Origin of the sequence: Kitasatospora sp. NPDC057015 (genome assembly GCF_042673745.1) — a bacterium.
Lineage (GTDB): Bacteria > Actinomycetota > Actinomycetes > Streptomycetales > Streptomycetaceae > Kitasatospora.
The window spans coordinates 29,390-52,903 of the sequence record NZ_JBHUSG010000017.1; the positions used below are offsets into that span (position 1 = coordinate 29,390).

A 23,514-nucleotide genomic window follows, 5' to 3' on the forward strand; every position below is an offset into this window, starting at 1 on the left:
CGACCTGACCCCGACCCGGCCGGGCCGCCCTGCGGCGGCTCAGCGACCGGTCGGGTCGTCCGGCCGGACGGCGATGTGGTCGGCACCCAGCTCGACCGCCACCCGGTGCTCCATACCCAGTGCCGCCAGGAACTTGGCGGGCAGCTGGACCCGCCCGGTACGGTCCAGCATCACGTACTCGCGCTCGCTGACCGACTCCTCGCCGTGCTCGTCGGTGACCGTACGACGCAGCACCTCGCTGCTGGTGCGCCCGTCCCGGACGGCGACCGTACGCCGCACCTCGCCGGCCACCAGCGGGTCGTGGGTGACGATGACCACCGTGGCGCCCAGCTCGCGGTTGACCGCGCGGAAGGCCTCGAAGACGCCGGCGCCGGTCTCGGAGTCGAGTTCGCCGGTGGGCTCGTCGGCGAGCAGCACCGTCGGGTCGTTGGCCATCGCCACCGCGATCGCCGCCCGTTGCTGCTGCCCGCCGGAGAGTTCGGCCGGGCGGCGGGCCGCGAGGTCGCCGATGTCGAGGGCCTCCAGCAGCTCGCCGACCCGGGCGGCACGCGCCGCCTTGCGGGCCCGGCCGCCCCGCTCGCCGCGCAACTGCATCGGCAGGGCGATGTTCTGAGCCACCGTCAGGAACGGCAGGAGGTTGCGGGCGGTCTGCTGCCAGATGAAGCCGACCACGTCCCGGCGGTAGGCCAGCCGCTCCTTCGCGGACATCCCCAGCAGGTCCCGGCCGGCCACCGCGGCGGTGCCGGCGGTCGGCACGTCCAGGCCGGCCAGGATGTTGAGCAGGGTGGACTTGCCGCTGCCGGAGGCGCCGACCAGGGCCACCAGGTCCCCCTGGTCCACCACCAGGTCGAGGCCCTGCAGTGCCTGCACCTCGACACCGTCCGCACTGAAGATCCGGACCAGCCGCTCGCAGACGATCGCCGTACCGGCGCCGTGCGTGCGCGGGGCCGCGGCCGCCAGTGCCCGTTGCCGCAACTCCTGCAGGGTGGGCGGGCGGTGGGCGGGCGCCTGCTCGGTGGCCGGGCCGTGCGACGCGCTGTTCATCGGCTGTCCCCTGCTCTCAACTCGGTGGTGATCTGTCGCCGCCCGGAGACGACGGCCTCGGCCAGCACCCCGGCGGACACCAGCGCGGCCAGGCCCAGGGCCTGGGTGAGCACCGGCAGCGCGGCCGGCCGCAGTCCGGCCGGCACCGCGGCGCCGACCAGCGAGGTCAGGTCGACGGCGGGCCCGAGCAGGGCCACGGCGGCGAGCGCCAGCAGCATCCCGCCGACTGCCGCCACCAGGGTCTGCGGCAGGGTCTCGGCCAGGATCAGCGCCAGCCCCTGTCGCGGTCGCAGTCCCATGGTGCGCAACCTGGCCAGCAGCGCGGCCCGTTCGGGCGCCGAGCGGACGAGGGTCAGCAGCACGGCCAGCAGCGCGAGACCGGCGGCGCCGGCCACCGAGGCCTGGAACAGCCGGCCGGCGGCGTGCTGCAGCGGGTCGGCGCCGAGCTTCGCCGTCATGGCGGCGCTGGTCAGCACCGTCGGGCCGGCCGGCGCACGTCGGGCAGCCGGTGCCGGCCGTGCACCGGCGGGCGGCTCCGGGGGCGCGACCGTGTCGCGGACCAGGGCCCGCAGCGGCGCGTCCTCGACGCTCCCGGTCGCGTACCAGCGGTTCGGGAGGCCCACCGCGGGCACCCTGAGCGCCGTCGGGCCGGTCGGCAGCACGATCAGCGCCTTCGTCGCGTTCGGCCGGGCCGGCGTGCCGTCGACCACCCCGACGACGGTGGCCAGGAACTCGGTCCCGCCCGCCAGCCGCAGGGGGAAGGCGGCCGGGCCGAGCGACCCGGCGAGGTCGGCGCTCACCAGGGCGGGTACCGGCGCGCCCGGCACCGCGCCGGCCAGCAGCGCCGGGTCGAAGCGCCCGTGTCCGACCGTCCGGGCCAGCTCGGCGTACCCGGCCGGGTCCGCGACCACCACGGTGGCCCGGTCGGGGCCGGCGGCGGGCAGCGCGATGTCGTCGTCCGTCCAGAGCGCGGTGGCGGTCCGTACGCCGGGCAGCCCGGCCGCCGCCCGGGTGAAGGCCTCCGGCAGGGTGCCCCGGACGGGCGCGGCGACGGCGGCGTCACCACCGACGGCGAGCCGGGCGACCCGCAGCCGGGAGTGGTCCACCGCGTCGAGCACGGTGGCGCCGAAACCCGCCGTGGTCACGGCGAGCAGCAGGGCGAGCAGCGGCAGCACCGGGGTGCCGGGGCGGGCCCCGGTGCCCCGGGCGGCGCGGGCCAGCCCGAGGAAGCCGATCGCGCCGGGGCCGCGTCCGGCGGCCCGGGCCAGCGCCCCGACCAGCACCGGCTGGAGCCGGGCCAGCAGCAGTGCACCGGTCAGGGCCAGCAACAGCGGGGCGGCGACCAGCAGCGGGTCCAGGCCCTCGCCGGGCGGGGCGACGCCCCGGCGGCGGACTTCGGTCACGGCGGCCACGGTGGCGGCCAGCACGGCGAGTTCGGCGACCACGCGGCGCCGGCCACCGGCCTGCCGGGGGGCGGCGAGCAGCACGGCCGCCCGGACCGGCAGGGCCAGCAGGGCGAGCAGCGTGGTGGCGAGGGCTCCCAGCAGGGCGGCCGTCCAGCGCGGTGCGGGGAGCAGCACGAATGCGAGCAGGGTGGCGGCGGCGGCCGCGGGCAGCACGGTCACCGCGCCCTCGCCGAGCAGCCGGCCGAGGATGCCGACGCGTGATCCGCCGCGGGCCCGGAGCAGCTGCAGCTCCCCGGCGCGGCGGTCGGCCGTGAGTCCGGCCGCCAGGCAGAGCACCACCAGGGCGACCCCGGCCACGCCGGCCGGGCCGACGGCGGTCAGCGGCGCGGCGGCGGACCGGCGGGCCTGTGCCCGGGTGAGGAGGTCCGGCAGGTCGGAGGCGATGCGCAGTTCGCTGCGGCCGGTGGCGGAGGCCAGTTCGGCGGCCCGCGGGCCGGTCACGAAGGAGGCCAGCTCCGCGCCGGTGCCGGCCAACCGGTCGGCCCGCATCCCGGCGGGGTCGAGCGGCAGCCGCCAGAAGACCTCGGCCCGGACGCCCCAGTCGAGCAGCCGATCCACGGATTCCGGCCCGACCAGGCCGGCGGTCGTCCAGAAGGACTCGGCGGGCAGGACGTTGGTCAGGCTGAGGCAGGCCTCGGTGAGGCAGGACAGGCCGGTCCAGTAGTCCTCCGTCGGATCGCCGGCGCGGTAGAGGCCGACCACCTCCGCCCGCAGCGGGATCCCGACCGAGGAGGGGGCCACCAGGACCGTACCGACCCGCGCGCCGAGGGTCTCGGCGGCCTCGGCGGCCAGCGCGACGGGGATGGGGCCGTCGGCCGTGCCACCGGCGGGCCACTGCCCCTCGACCAGCCGGACGTGGTCGCCGGCGGCGGGCAGGAAGTACAGGCCGAGTTGGGGCGGCACCGTTTCGGGGCGGGCGAGTTCGGGGTTGGAGAGGCTGCGCGGGTGCAGCGCGCGAGCGCCGTGCACCGGCCCGCTCGGGTCGAGCCGGAACGCGGATCCGACCCGGCCCCGGAGGGTGGCGAGCGCCGTGTCGAGGCTCGCGGGCGAGTCCTGGCCGGGCCTCGCCGGGGCGCTGACCAGCAGGCTGGTCGCCGCCGGGCCGGCGTCGCGCAGGTAGCCGCGCAGCGCGCTGTCGGCGCCGCGGTCGAGGGCGCGCGGCAGGGCCGCGGCGAGCAGGACCAGGCCGAAGGCGAGGGCCGCGCCGAGCAGGACGGCCGGCGGCGCCGCGCGCAGCCGGGTGCGCACCCAAGGCGCGGGCCGCCGGGCGCGGTCGGCCCGTCCGGCGTGGTCGCGGGTGCTCACATCTCCTCCACGAGTCTCAGCCGGGCGGCCGGACCGCGGCGGTGGCGACCGCCGAGGAGGGCCGACAGCAGGGGGACGGCGGCGATCGTGGCCGCGAGCAGCAGGGACGCGCCGACGGGTGGTCCGGCCAGCACGTCCGGTACGGGCCGGCCGGCGGCCGGGGTGAGCACCACCAGCGGGACGATCAGACGGACCGTCAGGGTGCCCAGGCCGATCCCGACCACCGTGCCGAGGCCCACCAGGACGGCCTGCTCGGCGGCGACCGTGCGGGTCAGCCGGCGCCGTGGCACTCCGAGCGCCAGCAGCACGGCGAACTCCCCCGCCCGTTCGGCCGACGCGGCGGCCGCGGCCGCCGCGAACCCGATCGCGGCGAGCACCGCCGTGGCGACGGCCAGCGCGGCCAGCGCGGTCTGCGGGGCGGCGCTCACCGGGTCCGCCAGCAGCCCGGCGACGATCTCCTCGCGCAGGTGCAGGAGTTGGGTGCCGGGTGCGGAGCGGAGCGCGGCGGCGGCCGCCGCGGGTGCGGGGTCGTGCTCGGCGGCGGCGGGGAGCCACCATTCGTTCGGGACGGGGGTCTCCACCCCGCCGTCGGCCAGCAGCCGCCCGGCGGAGCCGAGGTCGAGGACGAGCGCGGTGCGGCCGGCCACCGGCACCGAGTCCACGGCGGCGGTGATCCGGACCGGCAGGCGGGCCCCGCCGAAGGGCACCCGGACGAGGTCGCCGACGGAGGCCCCGACGGCCGCCAGGTAGTCGTGGGTGGCGAGGCCGGGCAGTTCACCGCCGGCGGACGCCACCGGGTCGCCGCCCGCCGGGACCAGCGGGACCCGGACGCCGCGGAAGTCCGCGGGGCCGCTGCGGTAGCGCAGCCGGAGCAGGGTGCCGGCGACCCGCTGGTCCGCCGGGATGCTCTCCACGGTCGCGGCCGCGGCGGCGCCGCCCGGCGCGGGTGCCGGTGACCAGTCCGGCCCGGCGGGGAGGGGCACCGCCGGGCCGTCCGGGGTGTCGGCCGCCGCGATCCGGCCCACCGTCAGCTCGCCGTCGATCCGTTCGCCGCCCGCCCAGCCGTAGCCGACCACCAGGCCGGTCAGGGTCAGCGGCGCGGCGACGGCGCCGAGCGGGGCGTCCGTCAGCGCGGCCAGGTCGACGGAGACCTTCGCCTCGCCCTCGGCCGGCAGGCCGGGGACGAGGGTGCGGTAGGTGGTGCCGAAGCGGTCGCTCAGCATCAGCCACAGGCCCGGGCGGGCGGGCGCGCCGTCGGACGGCGGCCCGGTCGCGGCCGAGCGTTGCAGCACCCGGACGCCCACCTCCAGGTCGATCCGCGCCGGGTGGCCCGGCAGGGGGATGCCGGCCGCCCGGCCGGACGGTTCGGGGCGTACCAGCGGCGCCAGCAGCTCGCGGGCGCCGCGCCCGTCGAACAGGTCGGGACGGACCCGCAGGTGCTCGGCCGCGCCCGCCGCGTCCAGCGCCAGCAGCCGGCCGGTGCCGCCGCCGGGCAGCGACTGGTCGGCCCGGACGACGGGGATCAGCCGCTCGCCGCCGGGCAGCGCCGCGTAGCGTCCGCCCTGGCCCATCGCGGCCAGGCCGGAGCCGGTGATCCGCAGCCCCCCGGCGGTCGCGAAGTCGGCCTGGTCGCGCTGCGAGGCGGACCACGCGCTGTGCTGGCCGAGCGCCAGGACCCCGGTGGCGACGGCGAGCACCAGGAGCAGGACCGGTCCGGTGGCCCGACCGGGCCGGCGCGCGAACTGCCAGCCCACCAGGGCCGGGCCCAGGCCCCGGCCGCGGGCCGCCAGCCGGCCGCCCAGCCGGGCGGCGAACGGCAGCAGACGCAGGACGAGCAGGGTGCCGGCGCAGAGCGCCAGGGTCGGCGCGGCGACCAGGACGGGATCGACGCCGAGCCGGTCGGCGCTCTCCGCCGCGAGTGTGCCGCCGCTCTGCCGGGCCAGTTGCCGGTAGGCCAGGACGGCGAGGGCGAGCAGGGCGAGGTCGGCGCCGGAGCGGGCCGCGCCGGCCACCACGGCCTGCCGCCGGCCGGCGCGGCGCAGCGCGGCGGCGCCGGCCCCGCGGACCAACCCGGGCAGGGTGGTGAGCAGCACGCAGGCCAGCGCGCAGGCGGCGGCCACGGGCCACAGGATCCACGGCAGGGAGGTGTCCAGCGGGACTCGGGAGAGCGGTCCGAAGCGGCCCAGCAGGTGCAGCAGCGGCGGGGTGAGCAGCGGTGCGAGCACGGCTGCGGGTAGGGCGAGCAGGACGGATTCGGCGGCGGTGAGCAGGCCGATCCGCGCGCGGGAGGCGCCGCGGGCGGCCAGCAGGGCGTTCTCGCCCTCCTGGCGGCCGGTCAGCAGGGAGACGACCAGCAGCAGGGCCGCCGCGCCGAGCACGGCGAGTTGCAGGGCGCCGATCAGTACGGTCGACCGGGCCACCACCGCACCCGATTTCAACTCGCCGAGCAAGTCCGCGAGTTCGGTCTGCACTCGGAGCGCGGCGGTGTGCTGCAGGGCGGCGGCGACGGTGTCGGCCCGCAGCCGCAGGGCCTCCGCCTCCGCGGGCCGGACGGCACCGAAGTCGGCCCGGACCAGCCAGCTCCGGCCGCTCTGGACCAGCCTGCCGGAGGTGAACACGGCGTCGTCCACCAGCATGGGCCCGTAGGTGGTGAAGCTGCTGACCTGCACCTCCGCGCCGCCGAGCGGGTCGAGCCGCCAGAACGGGTCGGTGCGGTCGGTGGCCTGGTAGACGCCGGTGACCAGCACCGTCTGCGGGCTCCCCTGGAGCCGGTCGGCCAGGGTCACCGGGGCGGGCAGGGCCGCGGCCGTCAGGCCCAGGCGGGCCAGCGCGGCCGGCGGAACCGCGGCCTCGACGGCGCCACTCGTACCCGCGGATCCGCCGACCTGGAGCGCCGGTCGGTCGGACGGCTGCGGCCATCGACCGGCCAGCAGGTGCGCCCGGTCGCGGTCGAGGGCCACCAGGACGGTGAGGTCGGGATCCTTGCCGGCGGCGCCCCGCTCGTCGGTGGCCCTGACCGCCTCGGCTCCGGCGGCGGGCAGCCCGTACGAGCGGCTGCGGGCGGCGCTCTCGACCCGGGCCGGGAGCGGGCCGAAGAGGTCGTCGGCGAAGGCCCGGACGGCCGCGTCATCGGCATTGCGGTCCTGCGCGGCGCGCTCTCCGGTGACCAGGACGGTGGTCCGGCTCCGGCCCGGCCCCTGGAGCGCCTGGCGCAGACCGGCCTCGCCCACGGTGCGGTTGAACGCCACGATCGCGGTGAGCATCGCCGTGGTGATCAGCATCGTGACCAGGACGGCCGCGGCGAGCGGGAGTCGCCCGCGCAGGCGGCGAAGGACGAAGCCGAGCATCCCGTTCCTCCCCCAAGGCCGGTTGCTTGGCACCGGATAGCGGACGATCCTGTCAGATTCGATCATCGTATGGAAGGGTCTTGCGCAGTTCGCGCAAAGGATGAGCAAATTCAAACCCTCACGAACATCGCACCGACAACGACCGGCCTGCGGGCCGACCCGGGGGGACTCAGCATGAGCCAGCGAGCGGCGAGCACACCGGCGGCTGCAACGGCGGCGGCTGCGGCGGCGGCTGCCGACCCGGCACCCATGGTGCTGGTGGAGGACCTGCGGCGGAGCTTCGGCAGCGGGCCGCAGGCCGTGCACGCCCTGCGCGGGGTCGGCTTCTCCGCCGCCCGCGGCGAACTCACCGCGCTCAAGGGCCGGTCGGGCTCCGGCAAGACCACCCTGCTCAACCTGGTGGGCGGCCTGGACACCCCGACCGGCGGACGGGTCGAGCTGGAGGGCGTCGACCTGGCCGGGCTCGACGAGGACGGCCGGCTCGCGCTGCGCCGGGACCGGATCGGCTTCGTGTTCCAGTCCTTCGGCCTGATCCCCGTGCTCACCGCCGCCGAAAACGTCGGCGTCCCGATGCGCCTGCGCCGCATGCCCGCCCGGCAGCGCGAGGAGCGGGCCCACACCCTGCTGGCCCTGGTCGGCCTGGCCGACCACGCCGGCCGGCGGCCGGGCGAACTCTCCGGCGGCCAGCAGCAACGCGTGGCCATCGCCCGGGCGTTGGCCAACGAACCCGCCCTGATCATCGCGGACGAGCCGACCGGCCAGCTGGACTCCGAGACCGGCCACTCGGTCATGGAGCTGCTCCGCGCGGTCGTCCGCAGCGAGGGCGTCACCGCCCTGGTCGCCACCCACGACCCCACCCTGATGGAACTCGCCGACCGGGTGGTGGAGCTGCGCGACGGCCTGATCGTCGACCAGGTGTGCTGACCCGTGAGCTTGACCGCCGGCGACCCCGCACGACCGGGGCCCCGGCCGCCGGCGCCGACCGTGACCGGAAGGCGTCGACCGGCAGGCGTCAGCCGGCAGGCGTCGGCCGGCAGTTGTCAGCCGGCAGCGCTGAACGCGACCGCGTCAGTCGAAGACGATGACGGAGCGTCCGCCGCCGCGCCCCGCGGCCATCGCGTCGAGCGCGGCCTGAGCCCCGTCCAGGGCGATCGGTCTGACCGAGGGCAGGATGCCGTGCGCGGCCGAGAAGGCGAGGGTGTCGCGCAGGTCGTGCGGGGAGCCGGACGGCGAGGCCATCACCCGCAGCCGGTTGAGCACCATCGGCTGGGCGGGCAGGACGAGCGGCTCGCTGCCGTAGCCGCAGAGCAACAGGGTGCCGTCCGGGGCCAGCCCGCCCAGTGCGGCCGCGGCGGCGCTGGTGGACGGGGCCGCGTTCAGCACCAGGTCCGCACCGCCGCCCCAGGCCCTGAGGCTCACCGCCGGATCGCTCTCGTCGGTGGCGACGAAGAGCTCGGCACCGAGCTCCCGTGCCAGGTCCGCACCGCGCCGGGACCGGCCGACCACGGCGACCCTGGCCCCCATCGCGACGGCGTACCGGACGGCGAGGGCGCCGATCCCGCCCGCGCCGATCACCGCCACCCGGGAGCCGGCCGTGGCTCCGCCCCTGCGCAGGCCGTTGAAGGCGGTGATGCCCGCGCACATCAGCGGGGCCGCGGCCACCGGGTCGAGGCCGGATGGCAGCGGGGTGACGAACCCGGCCCTGAGGACGGCGTACTCGGCGTAGCCGCCGTCGACGACGACGCCCGTGATCCGCTTCTCCGGGCAGAGGATCTGCCCGCCCCGCACGCACTGGTCACAGTGCCCGCAGGAGTCGTGCAGGAACTGGGCCCCGACCGGGGTGCCGACCTCGGGCCGGTCAACGCCCGGCCCGAGGGCTACGACCGTCCCGGTGATCTCGTGGCCCGGGACGACCGGGAAGCGGGCGAACGGGTAGTGGCCGCGCAGCAGGTTCAGCTCCGAGAAGCACACCCCGCACGCGGTGATCCGCACCAGCACCTCCCCCGGGCCCGGCTCGGGGACGGGGCGCTCGACCTGTGAGAGCGGCGCGTCGGTGGCGGTCGCGATGGCAGCACGCATGATGCGGATCCCTTGCCTCGTCGGTACGTGTCCGGCCGGCGCCCGACCCCGTGGTGGCGGCCCCGGCGGAGGGGTTTCCCGGTTGCGGGCGCGGTCTTCCCCCGTGTGGGGAGCGGTCTTCCCCGTTGCGGGGCGGTCGGACGTGCGGGCGGTCAGCCGGCGGTGGCTCGCGCCCAGCCGTCGACGCCCGGGTCGCCGCCCTCCGCGCGGACGACCAGCCGGTCCAGGTAGTGCACCCAGCCCTCGTGGTGCGGGACGCAGGCCTCCGGCGGCAGGTCCCGGTGGACCAGGCGGAGGTAGGTGCCCTCGCCCTCGGGTTCGAGCGTGATCTCCACCGTGCTGGACCCGGGCGGGACGGCGATGCCACCGCTCTCCCAGCCCCAGGTGAAGACCACCCGCTTGGGCGGGTCCAGCTCCACGAAGTGGCCGGCGGCGTGGTTGTCCGCCGCCACGTCGGTCCGGAAGGCGCCGCCCGGGACGAAGGCGAAGTCGCCCGCCCGGCCCATCCAGGAGAGCCAGCGGTCACGGTCGGTGAAGAAGGAGAACACCGTCTCGGGCCGTGCTGCGATCCGCCGTTCCACGGTCACCACGGGGTCGCTCATGGGTCGGGTCCTTCCGTCGGGCCGGTCCGTCCGGTTCGGTCCACCGCGCGTCACGCCCGGTCGGCCTGATCCCCCTGAGCCGCCCGTTCCGCCTGTTCCGCCTGATCCCCCTGAGCCGCCCGTTCCGCCTGTTCGGCGAGCTCGGCCAGGGCGTCCAGCCGGGTGGCCCACATGGTCTGCAGGTAGGTGGCCAGCGGGCCCATCGCCTCCCGGTCCGCCCGGTAGTAGCGCTTGCGGCCGTCCTGGCGCAGCGTAACCAGCCCGGCATCGCGCAGCACCTTGAGATGCTGCGACACGGCACCGAACGTGACGTCGAACCGTTCGGCTATCTCGCCGGCGGACAGCTCCTCGTCCCAGACCAGCCGCAGGATCTCGCGCCGTCTGGGTTCGGCGACCACGCGCACCGCATCCATATAGACATTTTAGTCATGGCTTCAATTTGCGGAGGGTGGCATGTCGTTTTAGTCTCGACTTAAGCGATTTGTCCATACCCCCGCCACCGGGACCGCCTGACGGCGCCGGCACCCACTCCCCCGCGCTCGGGGCCGCCCGCCCTCCCCCACCAGCACGGATCCAGCACCAAAGGAGCACCCGCCATGCAAGCCGCACTCAGCGAACTCGCCACCCGGTTCGCCGACATCGCCGAACGGATCACCCCCGAGCAGCTCGACCGCCCCACCCCCTGCCCCGACTACACCGTCGGCGCCCTGCTCGCCCACCTCGGCGGCGTCCTGTCCGACTCGGAGCGCGCCGCCCGCAGGGAGCCGCGCCCCGCCGCGCCCGTCGCACCGCCGACCGACCCGGTCGCGGTCGCCCGCGCCGCCGAGCGCGCCTCCGCCGCCTGGCTCGCCCCCGAGGCCCTGGGCGGCACCACCGAGTTCGGCTCCGGCACCCTGCCCGCGGAGGTCGCCGCCGCCATCACCCTGCAGGAGATGGCCCTGCACGGTTGGGACCTCGCCCAGGGCACCGGCCTGGAGTTCCGGATCGGCGAGCAGAGCGCCAAGACCGTCCTCGGCGTCGTCGAACAACTCGCCGAACAGGCCCGCGCCAACGGCTCGTACGGGCCGCCGGTCGACGTGCCGGCCGGCGCCGCACCCTTCGACCGCGCCCTCGGCGCCAGCGGGCGCCGCCCCGACTGGCCGGCCTGACCGCCCGTCCACCCGGTGCCGACGGGCCCTTCCCGAACCCCTCCGCCGGCCGGCACCGGCAACCCGCCCGGGCCCGCACCCGGCGATTCCCGCACGTGAATTCCGCGCGTGAATTCCGGTGAGTGAATTCCGTGAGTGAATCCCTCGCGCGGATGCACCCCGCGGATGCCCGTGCGGACCGGCGGGATAATTCGGTTGCCCGCCCGGCGGCCCTGGTGCAGAGTATGGCCATCGACACCGAACGACTCGGAAGGGAACGCCTCATGAACACCGTCACCAGTGCCCGGTCGTATCAGCGTTCCTCGACCTCCCAGCGCAGTACGGGACTTCCTGAGGCGTAGCGCCGGCCGCCCCCTGCCGAGCCGCCCCGGGGAGACCCGTGAGGGCGGCTTCTTCGTGCGCCCCCGTGCCGGATGGTGCAACTGGTAGCACGCCTGACTCTGACTCAGGAGACTCGGGGTTCGAATCCTCGTCCGGCAGCGTTGGAGAGTTGGCCGAGTGGTAAGGCAGCGGCTTGCTAAGCCGTAGTCGGGTGAAAGCCCGCGCGCGTTCGATCCGCGCACTCTCCGCGCAGTGAAATGCCATCGGCGTGCCATGCGCGTGCCGGGAAACGAAGCACGCAGCCACGCCCCGTTCGTGGCAGACATCCTGACTCCTTCATCGAGGGCGAGCTGGGCACTGGTGAGCCCAAGGGCCTGTAAAGCCCCCGCTTCGGCTGTGACGGTTCGAGTCCGTCCTCGCCCACCCCCGACCGGACGAGCACCCGGCACGGCCACCCGTGACGTGGCGCCGGCACCCGACGGTGCCGTCCTCCTAGCGGGCGGCGCCGTCGTCGTGGCCGGGGGCGCCCGCGTCGTACCCGGTGGTGCCCGCGTCCAGCAGCGGGGCCGGCCGGGGGTCTCGCAGATGGGCCGGGGCCAGCGCCCGCAGTCCGTGGTAGCCGATCACCACGATCAGCGTGCCGAGGGCGATGCCGGAGAGCTCGAAGTCGTGGGTGAAGGTGAGGGTGACGTTCCCGATGCCGATGATCACACCGGCGGCGACCGGGACGAGGTGCAGCGGGTTGGTCAGGTCCACCCGGTTGTGGATCCAGATCTGCGCACCGAGCAGGCCGATCATGCCGTACAGGACGACGGTGATCCCGCCGAGGACACCGCCCGGGATCGCGGCGACGACGGCTCCGAACTTCGGGCAGAGGCCGAAGAGGATCGCGAAGCCGGCCGCGCACCAGTACGCGGCCGTCGAGTAGACCCGGGTCGCCGCCATCACCCCGATGTTCTCCGCGTAGGTGGTGGTGGCCGGGCCGCCGACCGCCGTCGACATCACGGTGGCCGCGCCGTCCGCCATGATCGCCCCGCCGAGCCGGTCGTCCAGCGGATCGCCCGTCATCTCCCCGACCGCCTTCACGTGCCCGGCGTTCTCGGCGATCAGCGCCACCACCACCGGCAGCGCCACCAGGATGGCCGAGGCGGAGAAGCTGGGACCGTGCAGGGTGGGGAATCCGATCCAGTCCGCCCCGGCGACCCCCGACAGGTCCAGCCGCCAGTGGTCCGTCACCTCACCGGCCCCGTTCGCCGAGTGGATCCGGCCGAGGACCCGGTCGAACAGCCAGGACACCGCGTACCCGAAGAGCAGGCCCAGGAAGATCGCGATCCGCGACCAGAAGCCCCGCAGGACGACCAGCGCGAGCGCCGTGAAGCTCATCGTCAGCAGCGCCGTCCACTGGTCCTGCGGCCAGTAGGTGCCGGCCGCCACCGGTGCCAGGTTGAAGCCGATCAGCATGACCACCGCACCCGTCACCACCGGCGGCAGCACCGTGTGGATCACCCGGGCGCCCAGCGCCCTCACCACCGCGCCGCAGGCCGCCAGCACCGCGCCGACCACCAGCAGCGCGCCGGTCAGCGTCGCGGAGTCGCCGCCCTGTGCGCGGATCACCGCCGCCACCCCGACGAAGGAGAGACTGCTGCCCAGGTAGGAGGGGATCCGCCCGCCGGTGGCCAGCAGGAAGAAGATCGTCGCCGCCCCGGAGACCAGCACCGCGAGGTTGGGATCCAGACCCATCAGAATCGGCGCGACGAAGGTGGCCCCGAACATCGCCACCACGTGCTGCGCACCCAGGCCGACCGTCCGCCCCCAGGTGAGCCGCTCGCCCGGTCCGACCACCTGGCCGGGGGCGGGGTTGCGGCCGTCCCCGTGCAGCGTCCACCCGAGTCGCACGATCGGCACTCCTCACACCTGCCCGGCACCCCGCCGTCGGAACGACGCGGACGAGCCGGAGGGACAGACCCCGGAAGGGATCACCGAACAGGATCACTGGAAGGGACCGCTGAGGTGACCGCCGAAGGGACCACGGGAAAGGATCAACAGCCCACCACGCGGGCGGGCCCGCCGCAAGGCGGCGCACCAGCCGTTCGAGCGACGTCTCCGCGCACTCACCCGGCCGTCCCAGCGCAGCCGGGCCCGAGGGCTCCCAAGGCTCCGAGGGGCGGCGCGGGCGGATCACGGGGGCGGCGCGGACGGGCCCCGGTCAGTCCAGCCGGGCCCCGGGCTCGGGCCGGGTCAGGTCCTGCTGCCCCACCACCCCCAGCAACTCCAGCCGCCGGGCGGACTCGCTGCCCGGGCGGGCGGTGTAGACCAGCAGCAACTGGTCGTGCGCGGCCACGCCGAGGACCTCGCACTCCAGTTCGATCCGCCCGACCAGCGGATGCAGCACGGTCTTGCGGCCCTCCCGGCGGACGGCGACGTCGTGCCGCTCCCAGTACCCCGCGAACTCCGTACTGGCCGCCAGCAGCTCGTCGACCAGCGCGGCGGCCTGGCGGTCGGCCGGCCTGGCGGCGCGGATGGCGCGCAGGGCGGCGACATGGGAGCGGGCCATCGCCTCGTGCTCCTCCGGCGGGAACTTCGCGCGCGAGTCCGGGCTGGTGAACCACCGGCGGACCACGTTGCGCTCCCGCGGCGCGTACTCCGAGACGTCGCCCAACAGGGCGGCGGCCATCGGGTTCTGCGCCAGGACGTCCCCGAGGTCGGAGACCACCTGGGCGGGCGTGTCGTGCAGCCGGTCGAGGATGAGCAGCAGGCCCGGCCGCAGGTGGGCAAGGCCCCGGTGCTCGCGCGGCGGCTCGTGCCCGGCCAGGTGGAACAGGTGGTCGCGCTCGACCTCGGTGAGGCGCAGCGCGCGGGCCAGCGCCGCGAGCAGTTGCGGGGACGGTTGCGGGCCGCGCCGCTGCTCGATCCGTGCGTAGTAGTCCACCGAAAGGCCCGCGAGTTGGGCCACCTCCTCCCGACGCAGGCCCGGAGTGCGGCGCCGGGCCCCGGGGGGAAGGCCGACGTCCGCCGGGGTGAGGCGGGCGCGGCGGCGGCTGAGGAAGTCGGCCAGGGCCGGTCGGTCGATCACGCGTCCAGCATGCCCCGCGCGCCGCGGCCCAGCCAGGGATCGCCGATCCCCTGGTAAGCCGGTCCCTCCCGGATCCGCCGCCCCGCGGCCATCGTTGGGGCGCGGCCCCTGGGCGGGGCCGGGAGCGGGAGGCAAGGCGATGACGACGATTCTGGTGACCGGGGCGACCGGGCAGGTGGGCCGGCGGTTCGTACCGCGACTGGCACGGTGGGCCGGCGCGGACTCGGTGCGGGTGCTGGTCCGGGACGAGGCGCGGGCCGCCGCCCTGGCCGCGCTCGGGGTGCGGGTGGTGGTCGGCGACCTGCGGGATCCCGCCGACCGGGCGCGGGCGCTCCGGGGGGCCGAGGCCGTGGTCAACGTGGCCGCCGCCCTGCGCGGGGTGCCGGACGAGGAGGCGTACGCGGTGAACCGGGACGCGGCGGTGGCACTCGGCCGCGACGCCGCCCGGGCCGGCGTGCGGCGGTTCGTGCAGACCAGCACCAACCTGGTGTACGGGGGCGGGGCAGGGCGCCCGGCGGTGGAGTCCGATCCGCTGCGGCCCGCCCCCGAGTGGGGCGCGTACGCGCGCTCCAAGGCGCAGGCGGAGGCCGGGTTGGGCGAACTCGGCGGCGAACTGCCGCTGGTCGTCGTCCGGTTGGCCTTCGTCTACGGGGAGGGTGATCCGCACCTGGCGCAGTCCCTGCGCTGGGCCGCGCACTGGCCCTCGCACCGGCGGCTGCCCGTGGTGCACCATGCGGACGCCGGGCAGGCGCTCTGGCGGGCGCTGAGCACCCCCGGCATCGAGGGCCGGACCTACAACGCGGCCGACGACGCGCCGATCACCGCGTACGACCTGCACGAGATCCACGGTGCCCCGCAGCCGGCGGGCGCGGCGGAGCGCGAGCTCGCCGACCCCTGGGACGGGCAGGTCAGCACCGCCCTGATCCGCCGGGACCTGGGCTGGCGCCCGCTGCACCCCTCGGTGCGGGCCGCCGCCGAGGCCGGGGCGCTCTGAGAGCCGCCGCGCCGCCGTGCCGGCCGGTGTGGGCGGGCGGCGCCTGCCCCACCGCGCCCGGCCGGGGGGAATTCCCTTGCCGGACCCGGGAACAGCGGCGACGATCGCGGGATGGTGGACAACCTCTTCCCGGACGGCCGATTCCGGGACGACGAATTCCGGGACGACCTCCTGCGGGACGACCTCCCGCGGGACGGCCGCGCGGGGATCGACGCGGCACTGGTCGGGCGGCTGGTGCGCGCGCAGTTCCCGCAGTGGGGCGCGCTGCCGGTACGGCCGGTCGCGGTCGACGGATGGGACAACCGCACCTACCGGCTGGGCGACACGATGACGGTGCGCCTGCCGACCGCGGCGGCCTACGACCCCGCGGTGGAGAAGGAGCACCGGTGGTTGCCGGTGCTCGCCGCCGAGCTCCCGGTGGCCGTGCCCCCGGTGCTGGCGCTGGGGGCGCCGGGTGAGGGGTACCCGCACCCCTGGTCGGTCCGCGGCTGGCTGGAGGGCGAGAGCGCGAACCGCCGGCCACTCGACGACCTACCCGGATTCGCGGTCGGAGTGGGCGAGTTCGTGCTCGCCCTGCAACGGGTCGACGCGACCGGCGGCCCCGGGGCGGGGGCGCACAGCTTCCACCGGGGGGCGCCGCCGGCCCACTACGACGGCGAGACCAGGCGGGCGCTCGCCGCCCTGGCCGGCCGGGTCGACACCGTGCGGGCCGAGGCCGTCTGGGAGGCCGCCCTGGCGGCCACCCGGCAGGGCTCGCCGGTCTGGTTCCACGGGGACATCGCCGGCGGGAACCTGCTGGTCAGGGACGGGAAGCTGGCCGCGGTCATCGACTTCGGCACCTCCGGCACGGGTGACCCCGCCTGCGACCTGGTGATCGCCTGGACGATGTTCGCGGACGGCAGCCGACAGGCGTTCCGCGAGACGGTCGGCCAGGACCGCGGCACGTGGGCGCGGGCCCGCGGGTGGGCCCTGTGGAAGTCCCTGATCTGCCTGGCACAGTTCCTCGACGAGGATCCCGCGCAGGCGGCCGAGCACCGCCGGGTGCTGGACGAGGTCCTGGCCGACCACGAGCTCTTCGGGTGACCGCGGGCCCGAGGCCGACCAGACGGCGGGTGGCGGGCGGGGGAGGTCGGACGGCGGGCGGGGGAGGTCGACTCAGTCCGGCAGGAGGAGGTTGACGTCGCCGAACTCGTGCCAGAGGTAACGGTGTTCGAGCGCCTCCGCGTAGCAGCGTTCGAGCAGCGCGTGGCCGGCGACGGCCTCCAGCATCAGCAGGTGCGAGGCCCGGGGCTCGTGCCAGCCGGTGAGCAGACCGTCCACGGCGCGCACGCCCCGCTCCGGCGTGATCACCAACTCCGTCCAGCCGTCGGCCTCCCGGACCACCCCGTCCGGGTCGGCGGCCGACTCCAGGGCCCGGACCACGGTGGTGCCGACCGCGATCACCCGCCCGCCGCTCGCGCGGACGTGCCCGGTGAGTGCCGCGGTGGCCGCGGGCACGGTGAACCGCTCCGGGTACGGGGCCTCGTGGGCCTCGGGCGAGGCGACGCCGGTGTGCAGGGTGACCGGCGCGACCAGGACGCCCCGGCCGGCCAGCCGGGCCACCACCTCGGCCGTGAACGGCCGTGCCGCGCTGGGCATCTCGCTGCTCCCCGGCACGGTGGCGAAGACCGTCTGGTACGCCTCGATGGGCCAGTCCCGGTCCACGTACCCGTAGCGGATCGCCCGGCCGTGGCGGGACAGGTAGGCCGGCAGGGCCGTCGGCACGGTCAGCCGGGCGTGCCGGAGCCGGGCGGTGAACGGCTCGCCCAGGACGGCGGCGGCGCCGCCGGGCAGCCCGATCCGCAGCCCGGTCCGGGCCGGGGTCAGCTCCGGCGGGTAGGGGCCGGCGGCGCCGTGCGGCGTCTCGGGGGCCCGGCGCAGTTCGACCAGGTGCGTCCCGTGCGGGCCCGGCTCGGCGGAGGACAGGTGCAGGGCGACCGGCGTGCCGTCGGGGAGGCGGCCGGGCAGGGCGGCCGGCAGGGTGGCGGAGTTGTTGACCACCAACAGGTCTCCGGCGCGCAGCAGGTGCGGCAGGTCGCCGAAGCGGTGGTGCTCGACCGCGCCGCCGGGCCGGCCGACCAGCATCCGTACGCCGTCCCGGGCGACCCCCCTGGCCTCGGCCGGCGCGCGGGCGGACAGTTCGGGCGGGACGGTGAAGTCGAAGCGGTCCTCGAGGGCGGTGTTCATCGGGGCTCCCCGTCGTCGTCGGGCGCGGCCGTGCCGGTGCCGGGGGGCCGGGCGGCCGCCAGGTCCGCCGCCCGGTAGCGGCCGGACGCGGGGCGTTCGCGCAGCAGGGTCAGGAAGGCGGGGACGACGGTGCGCGGCAGCGGTCGGTCGGAGATGTCCTCGCCGGGAAAGGCCTCCTGGTGCATCCGGGTACGCATGTCGCCGGGGTCGACGGCCCACACCCGCACCGCCTGCTCCTCGGCCGCGAGCACCGCGGAGGCGTGGTCCAGCGCGGCCTTGGACGCGCCGTAGCCGCCCCAGCCGGGATAGGCCTCGACGGCCGCGTCGGAGCTGAGGTTGACGATCGCGCCGGCCCGGGCCCGCAGTTGCGGCAGGAGCAGCTGGGTGAGCGCGATCGGCCCGAGGACGTTGACCTCGAAGGTCTCCAGCAGGCCCGGCAGCGGGAACTCGGCGAGGCCGGGCAGCGCGGCGCCCGCCAGGTCGTAACCGGTGAGCGTGGAGGCGTTGTTGACCAGGAGGTCCGCTCCGCCAAGGTCGGCGGCGGCCCGGGCGAGCCGCTCACGGTGCGCGTCGTCGACCACCGATCCGGCGAGCGCGACGACCTTGGTGAGGTTCGCCAGTTCGGCTTCGGCGGCGGCGAGTTCGTCCCGGTGCCGGGCGGTCAGTACGAGCGGTCGGCCCTCGGCGGCGAGGGCCCGGGCCAGTTCGAGGCCCAGTCCGCGCGAGGCACCGGTGATCAGGGCCACCTGCGGACCGTCGGCGGGCCGGGCCGGGGGCGTCTGCGACGGGAGCGTCTGCGAAGCGTTCATGGCACCACTGTGGCTCCGGAACGGCCCCGCCCGGATCGGCCGTCGGCCGGTCCACGGGGTGGTCCCTTGGCCCTAGGGCCTGTCCGGCGGGGCACGGGCACGGCCTAGGACCGGCCGGGAACTCCCGGGACGCCCTTGTCCCGGACCGGCTTCAGAGCGCCCGGGCCTGCTCCTGGTCCGGCTTCACAGCGCCCGGGCCTGCTCCTGGTCCGCCTCCGGCAGCCAGTCGCGCTCGGGCCGGTACTCCAGCCAGCGCCGCCGCCGGCCGGTCTCGGCGAAGGCGCACAGCAGCGCGTCCACGCCGGGGGCGGGGTGCTGGCGGGCCCGGAGCAGCGACCAGGCGTAGAGCGGGGTCGGCTCGACGAGCGGGACGGCCAGCAGTCCGCAGCCGTCCGGTAGCGGCATCTCGGCAGGGAAGAGCGTGAAGCCTCCCGGGGTCGAGCGGATCCGCGCCAGCAGGTGCTCGAACCCGAGGTTGGCCTCGCCCGGCAGCATCGGAACGGCGAACTCCTCGGCGAACCGCCGTAGGAAGTCCAGCCGTTCGGCCGCGGCGGGCAGGACCAGCCGGCCGGTGGCCAGCTCGGCCGGTCGCAGCGCCTGCCGGTGCGCGAGCGGATGATCGACGGCGAGCACCGCGTCCACCGGCTCCAGCCGGACCAGGCGGTGGGCCAGCGCCTCGTCGCGGTGGTCGCCGAACGGGTGGTACCGGCCGAATCCGGCGTCGCTGTCGCCGCGCAGCAGCCCGGCCGCGACCGCGGCGAGGTCCCGGGCCGGGCCGACCTCCGCGTGCACGCCGCCGGCCGCCGGGCCGTCCAGCACCTCCCGTACGGTGCGCAGCGGGGCGAACAGGTGGCCCCAGACGTCGAGCCGGACGGGACGCCCGCGCTCGCCGACGGCGGCGACGGCGGCCTCGCCCGCGGCGATCAGGGCCCGGGCCGGGCCGAGGAACCGGGCTCCGGCCGGGGTGAGGGCGACGCCGGCCGGGCCGCGGTCGAACAGGACGGCGCCGAGGCCCTCCTCCAGTCTGGCGATCCGCTTGGACAGGGCCTGCTGGGTCAGTGCGAGGTCCTGGGCCGCCCGGCGGAAGTGCAGGTGTTCGGCCGTCAGCACGAAGGCGCGCACCTGGGCGAGATCGAGATCCACGGGCGCCATCCTGGCCGACAACCGACGGTTGTCACCACCGGTATCCGGTTGTTGGACCGCCCGTTGGCCCCGGCGGTTTGCTGGTGACCAGCCGGGGAGCACCGGCGGAACCGACGAGGAGCAGGGCGATGAAGGCATTTGTGGCGACGGGTGACCCCACCCGGGCCGGTTCGGCGTACCGAGGTCGCGGAGCCGGTGCAGCGGCCCGACGAGGCACTGGTGAAGGTGGACGCGTTCTCGGTGAACCGTGGCGAGATCTTCCAGTTGGAGGGCCCGGCGGGTGAGCTGCGGCCGGGCAAGGACCTCGCCGGGCTGGTCGTCCAGGCGGCGCCGGACGGCTCGGGGCCCGCGGTGGGGCAGCGGGTGGTCGGCCACCCGGCGGGCGGGAGCTGGGCCGAGTACGCGGCGGTGCCGACCGGCTCGCTGGCGGTCCTCCCCCGTTCGGTGACCGCGGCGCAGGCGGCCGCGCTGCCGCTGGCGGGTCTGACCGCACTGCGGCTGCTGCGAACGGCCGGATCGGTGGCCGGCCGACGGATCCTGCTCACCGGGGCCTCCGGCGGCGTCGGCCACTACGTGACCGAACTGGCGGCGGCAGCCGGCGCCGAGGTCACGGCGGTCACCGCCTCCGCCGAGCGCGGCGAGCGGCTCACCGCGCTCGGCGCGGCGGCGGTGGTGCGGGAGATCGGGGAAGCGCAGGGCACCTTCGACCTCGTCCTGGAGTCCACCGGTGGGAAGAACCTGCCGCTCGCGCTGTCCCGGCTGGCGCCGCGCGGCGAGCTGGTCTGGTTCGGCCAGGCGAGCCGCGAGCCGGCCGTCCTGGACTTCTTCGAGTTCTTCGCCGGCCCGGTCTCGGCCACGCTGCGGCACTTCAGCTACGCCGACCACGACGGCCCGGACGCCGCCGACCTGGAGACGCTGGTACGGCTGGTCGCGGAGGGCAGGCTGCACCCCGAGATCGGTCTGACCGCCGACTGGCTGCGGACCTCGGACGTCCTCGCCGACCTGCGGGACCGCAAGGTCCGCGGCAACGCCGTCCTGACCGTGTCCTGAGCGGCCCGAAGCCCTGGCCCGAGCGGCCGAAACCCGGGCACGACCTGCGCGAAGCCTGCCGTGCCGGGGCGGCGTACCCGCCCCGGCACGGTACCCACACACACCCCAGGAGTCGTCATGAGCACCAGTGATCCACGCACCGGCGATCCGGAGGCCACCCGTCCGGAGGTCACCGACCCGACGGCGGCGGTCGACCCCCGTGAGGTCGTCGTCCGCTACGTCACCGCCGTGGCCGAGGGCGACCTCGACACGATCCGGGCGAGCTTCGCCGAGGACGTCACCTGGACGTACCCCGGTGATCTGCCGTTGACCGGGGTGTACCGCGGCCGGGACACCGTCGTCGACGAGTTCCTCGGCGGGGCCGGCGTGCTGTTCGCGCCCGGCGGCGCCCCCGCCGTGACGCTCACCGGCGTGATCGCCGACGGCTGCCGGGTGGTCGCGGAGTGGACGTCCAGGGGTCTGTCCGCCACCGGCCGGGTCTACGACAACGCCTGCCTGGGCGTCTTCACCGTCCGGGACGGCGTGATCACCTCCGTCCGCGAGTACACCGACACCCAGCACGTGCAGTGGAGCCTGTTCGGCGGTGGTGAGGACCGGTGAGGACGGGTGAGGACGGGTGAGGCGGCGGCGCCCGCCCGGGCTCCGGAGCGGCCTCGCGGCCGACCCGGGCGGGGTGGCCGGGCTCGCCCTACCGAGCGGGCCCCGGCTCGGGAGCCAGCCTCCGCCGGCTCTCGAAGCGACGCTCCCCGCCCGTCACCGGATCGGTGAACTCCAATACGGCGGAGAGCAGTTGCAGGGGACTTCCGAAGTCGTCCGGAGCCGGCTCGTCGAGCAGCACCGGGTAGATCGGGTCGCCCAGGATCGGGATGCCGAGGCTGTTCATGTGCAGCCGCAGCTGGTGGGTGCGCCCGGTGCGGGGGCGCAGCCGGTAGTGGCCGACCCCGCCGGTCCGGCCGGTCAGCTCGATCAGGCTCTCGCTGTTCGGCGGGCCCGCCACCTCCTGCGCGGCGATCACCCCGCGCTCCTTCACGATCCGACTGCGGACGGTGCGCGGCAGCTCCAGACCGGGCTCGTAGCGCGCCAACGCCCGGTACTCCTTGCGGACCAGCCGGTCGCGGAAGAGGTTCTGGTACGCCGCGCGTTCGTCGGGCCGGACGACGAACATGGCCAGCCCCGCGGTGAGGCGGTCGAGCCGGTGCGCGGGGCTGAGGGCGGGCAGGCCGAGCCCGTGCCGCAGCCGGGAGAGAGCGGTCTGGGTGACGTGCCGGCCACGGGGGGTGGTGGCCAGGAAGTGCGGCTTGTCCGCGACCACCAGGTGCTCGTCCCGGTACAGCACCTCGATCTCGAACGGGACGTGGACCTCCGCGGGCAGGTCCCGGTAGAACCACAGGTGGGCGCCGGGGGCGAAGGGCGCGTCCGGGGCCAACGGCCCGTCCGTACCGAGGATCTCGCGCCCGCACAGCATCGCGTCGATCCTCGCCGGGTCCACCGCGGGCAGCCGGTGCACCAGGTACTCGCGCACGGTGGACCAGGCGCCGGTACCGGGCAGCCGTAGCCGCACCGGGTCGACGCCGTGGCGCTGCGGCAGCGGTGCGGGCGGTATCGCGGTCTTGCGTCTCATCGCTGCTCAGCCTAGACGGCTCCGGTGGTCCGGCCGCCCGGCCTGGCCGCCCGGCCGCGGGCGGTGGACAGTGGACGGTGAAGGCAGCCGGCGGGGCGCGGCCGGCGGCGGACCGAGCCGGTCCCCGCCCCGCGGCCCGCCCGCCCGACCACCCGGCCCGGAGGAGGGAGCCTTGACCAGCGGCGCCCGCAAGGACGTGACGCTGCCGCCCACCGTGCTGCCCCGGCGGGCCCGGCGGCTGCTGGCCGGCGCCTACCTGCTGCTGACGGCCGCGGTCGTCACCGACGCGGTGTCCGGCCCGGGCAGCACGGTGTCCCCCGTCCTGGCGGCGGTGCCGGTACTGGCCGGTGCGACCAGCCGGCTGGCCCGGGTGCCGCTGCTGGCGGGCGTCGCCGCCACCGCCTCGGTCGGGCTGCTCGCTCTCACCAACCGGGGGATCTCGCCCTCGGTGCACCTCACGGCGCTGATCGCGGTGCTGGCGGCGACGCTGGCCAGTGTCGCCAACGTCGTGCTGGTCTCGGCCCGCGAGCGCGAGCTGGTGCAGGTCCGGACCGTCTCCGAGGCGGCCCAGCGCGCCCTGCTGCGCCCGCCGCCGACGCACGTCGGGCGGGTGCGGATCGCCGTACGGTACGCGGCCGCCGCAGCCGAGGCCCGGATCGGCGGCGACCTGTACGACGTGGTGGAGACACCGCTGGGCCTGCGGATCATCCTCGGCGACGTCCAGGGCAGCGGCCTGGGCGTGGTGGAGACGGCGGCCGACGTGCTGGGGGTGTTCCGGGAGGCCGCCCGCACCGAGCCCGACCTGGCCGGGCTGGCCGGACGGCTGGACGCCGCCCTCGCCCGCCGGTCCGCGGACGGCCGGTTCGTCACGGCGGTGCTGGCCGGCATCCCGGACCGGCCGGGGCCGGTCGAACTGGTGAACTGCGGCCACCCGCACCCGATGCTGCGCCGGGCCGGCACGGTGCGCGAACTGGCCCCGCCGGTGCACGCACCGCCGCTGGCCCTGCTGGACCTGGCCGGCGACCGGTACGCGGGCAGCCGCTTCGACCCGCTCCCGGGCGACCTGCTGCTGCTCTACACCGACGGCGTCTCGGAGGCGCGCAACAGCGCCGATCGCTTCTACCCGCTGGCCGAGCGGCTGGCGGCACTGGAGGCCCGCGACCCGGAGGACGTCCTGGACGCCCTGCTGGCGGACGTCCGGTCCTACACGCGGGCGGGGCTGGACGACGACGCGGCGATGCTCGCCGTCCGCTGGGAGGACTGAGCGGGCGTGACCGCGCCGGGAC

The 23,514-nt window shown here is 76.3% G+C and carries 19 protein-coding genes and 3 tRNA genes; 10 read left to right on the forward strand and 12 right to left on the reverse strand.

The window, feature by feature from the left end; translation table 11 throughout:
- Nucleotides 1-39: 39 nt before the first annotated feature.
- The 3 genes from ACFTWP_RS18180 to ACFTWP_RS18190 are packed head-to-tail and all read right to left on the reverse strand — an operon-like array spanning nucleotide 40 to nucleotide 7,162.
- Nucleotides 40-1,044, reverse strand: coding sequence for an ABC transporter ATP-binding protein (locus ACFTWP_RS18180; RefSeq protein ID WP_380265596.1), 1,005 nt, complete (start codon nucleotides 1,042-1,044; stop codon nucleotides 40-42).
- Nucleotides 1,041-3,815 (reverse strand): hypothetical protein, encoded by a 2,775-nt coding sequence (locus ACFTWP_RS18185; RefSeq protein ID WP_380265599.1) that lies wholly within the window; start codon nucleotides 3,813-3,815, stop codon nucleotides 1,041-1,043. The genes ACFTWP_RS18180 and ACFTWP_RS18185 overlap by 4 nt, the downstream gene beginning before the upstream one ends.
- Nucleotides 3,812-7,162 carry an FtsX-like permease family protein gene (locus ACFTWP_RS18190; protein WP_380265601.1) on the reverse strand — a complete coding sequence of 1,117 codons (3,351 nt, stop codon included), beginning with the start codon at nucleotides 7,160-7,162 and terminating at the stop codon, nucleotides 3,812-3,814. The genes ACFTWP_RS18185 and ACFTWP_RS18190 overlap by 4 nt, the downstream gene beginning before the upstream one ends.
- A gap of 249 nt (nucleotides 7,163-7,411) precedes the next feature.
- Between ACFTWP_RS18190 and ACFTWP_RS18195 the strand changes: the two genes are divergently transcribed.
- Nucleotides 7,412-8,086: an ABC transporter ATP-binding protein gene (locus ACFTWP_RS18195; RefSeq protein WP_380265689.1), complete on the forward strand. Its 675-nt coding sequence runs from the start codon at nucleotides 7,412-7,414 to the stop codon at nucleotides 8,084-8,086.
- 144 nt (nucleotides 8,087-8,230) lie between these two features.
- On the opposite strand, the gene ACFTWP_RS18200 is transcribed toward ACFTWP_RS18195, so the two are convergent.
- The 3 genes from ACFTWP_RS18200 to ACFTWP_RS18210 all read right to left on the reverse strand — a co-directional run bounded on the left by ACFTWP_RS18200 (nucleotide 8,231) and on the right by ACFTWP_RS18210 (nucleotide 10,256).
- Nucleotides 8,231-9,241, reverse strand: a complete 1,011-nt coding sequence (locus ACFTWP_RS18200) for an alcohol dehydrogenase catalytic domain-containing protein (RefSeq protein WP_380265603.1) — start codon at nucleotides 9,239-9,241, stop codon at nucleotides 8,231-8,233.
- A 152-nt stretch (nucleotides 9,242-9,393) separates the two neighbouring features.
- Complete coding sequence (locus tag ACFTWP_RS18205; RefSeq protein WP_380265605.1) at nucleotides 9,394-9,843, reverse strand: SRPBCC domain-containing protein; 450 nt, start codon at nucleotides 9,841-9,843, stop codon at nucleotides 9,394-9,396.
- Nucleotides 9,844-9,893: 50 nt separating this feature from the next.
- Nucleotides 9,894-10,256, reverse strand: coding sequence for an ArsR/SmtB family transcription factor (locus ACFTWP_RS18210; protein WP_380265607.1), 363 nt, complete (start codon nucleotides 10,254-10,256; stop codon nucleotides 9,894-9,896).
- Between the two features lie 183 nt (nucleotides 10,257-10,439).
- Here ACFTWP_RS18210 and ACFTWP_RS18215 point away from each other — a divergent pair, with 183 nt between their 5' ends.
- The 4 genes from ACFTWP_RS18215 (at nucleotide 10,440) to ACFTWP_RS18230 (ending at nucleotide 11,735) form a co-directional block, all read left to right on the forward strand.
- Nucleotides 10,440-10,991, forward strand: a complete 552-nt coding sequence (locus ACFTWP_RS18215) for a TIGR03086 family metal-binding protein (protein WP_380265608.1) — start codon at nucleotides 10,440-10,442, stop codon at nucleotides 10,989-10,991.
- A 407-nt stretch (nucleotides 10,992-11,398) separates the two neighbouring features.
- Nucleotides 11,399-11,471 (forward strand) — tRNA-Gln (locus tag ACFTWP_RS18220).
- A 4-nt stretch (nucleotides 11,472-11,475) separates the two neighbouring features.
- Nucleotides 11,476-11,560: transfer RNA gene (locus ACFTWP_RS18225), tRNA-Ser, on the forward strand.
- A 95-nt stretch (nucleotides 11,561-11,655) separates the two neighbouring features.
- A tRNA-Tyr gene (locus tag ACFTWP_RS18230) sits at nucleotides 11,656-11,735 on the forward strand.
- A gap of 69 nt (nucleotides 11,736-11,804) precedes the next feature.
- On the opposite strand, the gene ACFTWP_RS18235 is transcribed toward ACFTWP_RS18230, so the two are convergent.
- Both ACFTWP_RS18235 and ACFTWP_RS18240 read right to left on the reverse strand, forming a co-directional pair.
- Entirely contained in the window at nucleotides 11,805-13,208 is a 1,404-nt protein-coding gene (locus ACFTWP_RS18235; RefSeq protein WP_380265690.1) for a uracil-xanthine permease family protein, read from the reverse strand.
- A 310-nt stretch (nucleotides 13,209-13,518) separates the two neighbouring features.
- Complete coding sequence (locus tag ACFTWP_RS18240) at nucleotides 13,519-14,382, reverse strand: helix-turn-helix transcriptional regulator (RefSeq protein WP_380265691.1); 864 nt, start codon at nucleotides 14,380-14,382, stop codon at nucleotides 13,519-13,521.
- Between the two features lie 142 nt (nucleotides 14,383-14,524).
- Here ACFTWP_RS18240 and ACFTWP_RS18245 point away from each other — a divergent pair, with 142 nt between their 5' ends.
- Nucleotides 14,525-15,379: an NAD-dependent epimerase/dehydratase family protein gene (locus tag ACFTWP_RS18245; RefSeq protein WP_380265609.1), complete on the forward strand. Its 855-nt coding sequence runs from the start codon at nucleotides 14,525-14,527 to the stop codon at nucleotides 15,377-15,379.
- A 111-nt stretch (nucleotides 15,380-15,490) separates the two neighbouring features.
- Entirely contained in the window at nucleotides 15,491-16,462 is a 972-nt protein-coding gene (locus tag ACFTWP_RS18250) for an aminoglycoside phosphotransferase family protein (protein ID WP_380265610.1), read from the forward strand.
- A 72-nt stretch (nucleotides 16,463-16,534) separates the two neighbouring features.
- On the opposite strand, the gene ACFTWP_RS18255 is transcribed toward ACFTWP_RS18250, so the two are convergent.
- The 3 genes from ACFTWP_RS18255 to ACFTWP_RS18265 all read right to left on the reverse strand — a co-directional run bounded on the left by ACFTWP_RS18255 (nucleotide 16,535) and on the right by ACFTWP_RS18265 (nucleotide 19,566).
- Nucleotides 16,535-17,605: an S-adenosylmethionine:tRNA ribosyltransferase-isomerase gene (locus ACFTWP_RS18255; protein WP_380265611.1), complete on the reverse strand. Its 1,071-nt coding sequence runs from the start codon at nucleotides 17,603-17,605 to the stop codon at nucleotides 16,535-16,537.
- The gene (locus tag ACFTWP_RS18260) at nucleotides 17,602-18,414 is read right to left on the reverse strand and encodes an SDR family NAD(P)-dependent oxidoreductase (RefSeq protein ID WP_380265613.1); all 813 of its coding nucleotides are present in this window, start codon (nucleotides 18,412-18,414) and stop codon (nucleotides 17,602-17,604) included. Before ACFTWP_RS18260 ends, ACFTWP_RS18255 begins: the two co-directional genes overlap by 4 nt.
- Before the next feature lie 183 nt (nucleotides 18,415-18,597).
- A complete protein-coding gene (locus ACFTWP_RS18265) occupies nucleotides 18,598-19,566 on the reverse strand; it encodes a LysR family transcriptional regulator (RefSeq protein WP_380265692.1) in 969 nt (322 codons plus the stop codon).
- A 186-nt stretch (nucleotides 19,567-19,752) separates the two neighbouring features.
- Between ACFTWP_RS18265 and ACFTWP_RS18270 the strand changes: the two genes are divergently transcribed.
- On the forward strand, nucleotides 19,753-20,607 hold the full coding sequence (locus tag ACFTWP_RS18270) for a zinc-binding dehydrogenase (RefSeq protein ID WP_380265614.1): 855 nt from the start codon (nucleotides 19,753-19,755) through the stop codon (nucleotides 20,605-20,607).
- Nucleotides 20,608-20,724: 117 nt separating this feature from the next.
- The gene (locus ACFTWP_RS18275) at nucleotides 20,725-21,207 is read left to right on the forward strand and encodes a nuclear transport factor 2 family protein (protein ID WP_380265615.1); all 483 of its coding nucleotides are present in this window, start codon (nucleotides 20,725-20,727) and stop codon (nucleotides 21,205-21,207) included.
- 88 nt (nucleotides 21,208-21,295) lie between these two features.
- Here ACFTWP_RS18275 and ACFTWP_RS18280 read toward each other — a convergent pair whose 3' ends face one another.
- Complete coding sequence (locus ACFTWP_RS18280) at nucleotides 21,296-22,228, reverse strand: pseudouridine synthase (RefSeq protein WP_380265616.1); 933 nt, start codon at nucleotides 22,226-22,228, stop codon at nucleotides 21,296-21,298.
- A gap of 172 nt (nucleotides 22,229-22,400) precedes the next feature.
- Here ACFTWP_RS18280 and ACFTWP_RS18285 point away from each other — a divergent pair, with 172 nt between their 5' ends.
- Nucleotides 22,401-23,492, forward strand: a complete 1,092-nt coding sequence (locus tag ACFTWP_RS18285) for a PP2C family protein-serine/threonine phosphatase (RefSeq protein ID WP_380265617.1) — start codon at nucleotides 22,401-22,403, stop codon at nucleotides 23,490-23,492.
- Nucleotides 23,493-23,514: the final 22 nt, after the last annotated feature.

Bases quoted from the DNA above. Each gene is read 5' to 3' on its own strand.
- ACFTWP_RS18190 (WP_380265601.1), bottom strand. From the start codon at position 7,162: ATGCTCGGCTTCGTCCTTCGCCGCCTGCGCGGGCGACTCCCGCTCGCC.
- ACFTWP_RS18210 (WP_380265607.1), bottom strand. From the start codon at position 10,256: ATGGATGCGGTGCGCGTGGTCGCCGAACCCAGACGGCGCGAGATCCTG.
- ACFTWP_RS18250 (WP_380265610.1), top strand. From the start codon at position 15,491: ATGGTGGACAACCTCTTCCCGGACGGCCGATTCCGGGACGACGAATTC.
- ACFTWP_RS18260 (WP_380265613.1), bottom strand. From the start codon at position 18,414: ATGAACGCTTCGCAGACGCTCCCGTCGCAGACGCCCCCGGCCCGGCCC.
- ACFTWP_RS18245 (WP_380265609.1), top strand. From the start codon at position 14,525: ATGACGACGATTCTGGTGACCGGGGCGACCGGGCAGGTGGGCCGGCGG.
- ACFTWP_RS18205 (WP_380265605.1), bottom strand. From the start codon at position 9,843: ATGAGCGACCCCGTGGTGACCGTGGAACGGCGGATCGCAGCACGGCCC.
- ACFTWP_RS18195 (WP_380265689.1), top strand. From the start codon at position 7,412: ATGGTGCTGGTGGAGGACCTGCGGCGGAGCTTCGGCAGCGGGCCGCAG.
- ACFTWP_RS18180 (WP_380265596.1), bottom strand. From the start codon at position 1,044: ATGAACAGCGCGTCGCACGGCCCGGCCACCGAGCAGGCGCCCGCCCAC.
- ACFTWP_RS18265 (WP_380265692.1), bottom strand. From the start codon at position 19,566: ATGGCGCCCGTGGATCTCGATCTCGCCCAGGTGCGCGCCTTCGTGCTG.
- ACFTWP_RS18275 (WP_380265615.1), top strand. From the start codon at position 20,725: ATGAGCACCAGTGATCCACGCACCGGCGATCCGGAGGCCACCCGTCCG.
- ACFTWP_RS18200 (WP_380265603.1), bottom strand. From the start codon at position 9,241: ATGCGTGCTGCCATCGCGACCGCCACCGACGCGCCGCTCTCACAGGTC.
- ACFTWP_RS18255 (WP_380265611.1), bottom strand. From the start codon at position 17,605: ATGAACACCGCCCTCGAGGACCGCTTCGACTTCACCGTCCCGCCCGAA.
- ACFTWP_RS18215 (WP_380265608.1), top strand. From the start codon at position 10,440: ATGCAAGCCGCACTCAGCGAACTCGCCACCCGGTTCGCCGACATCGCC.
- ACFTWP_RS18280 (WP_380265616.1), bottom strand. From the start codon at position 22,228: ATGAGACGCAAGACCGCGATACCGCCCGCACCGCTGCCGCAGCGCCAC.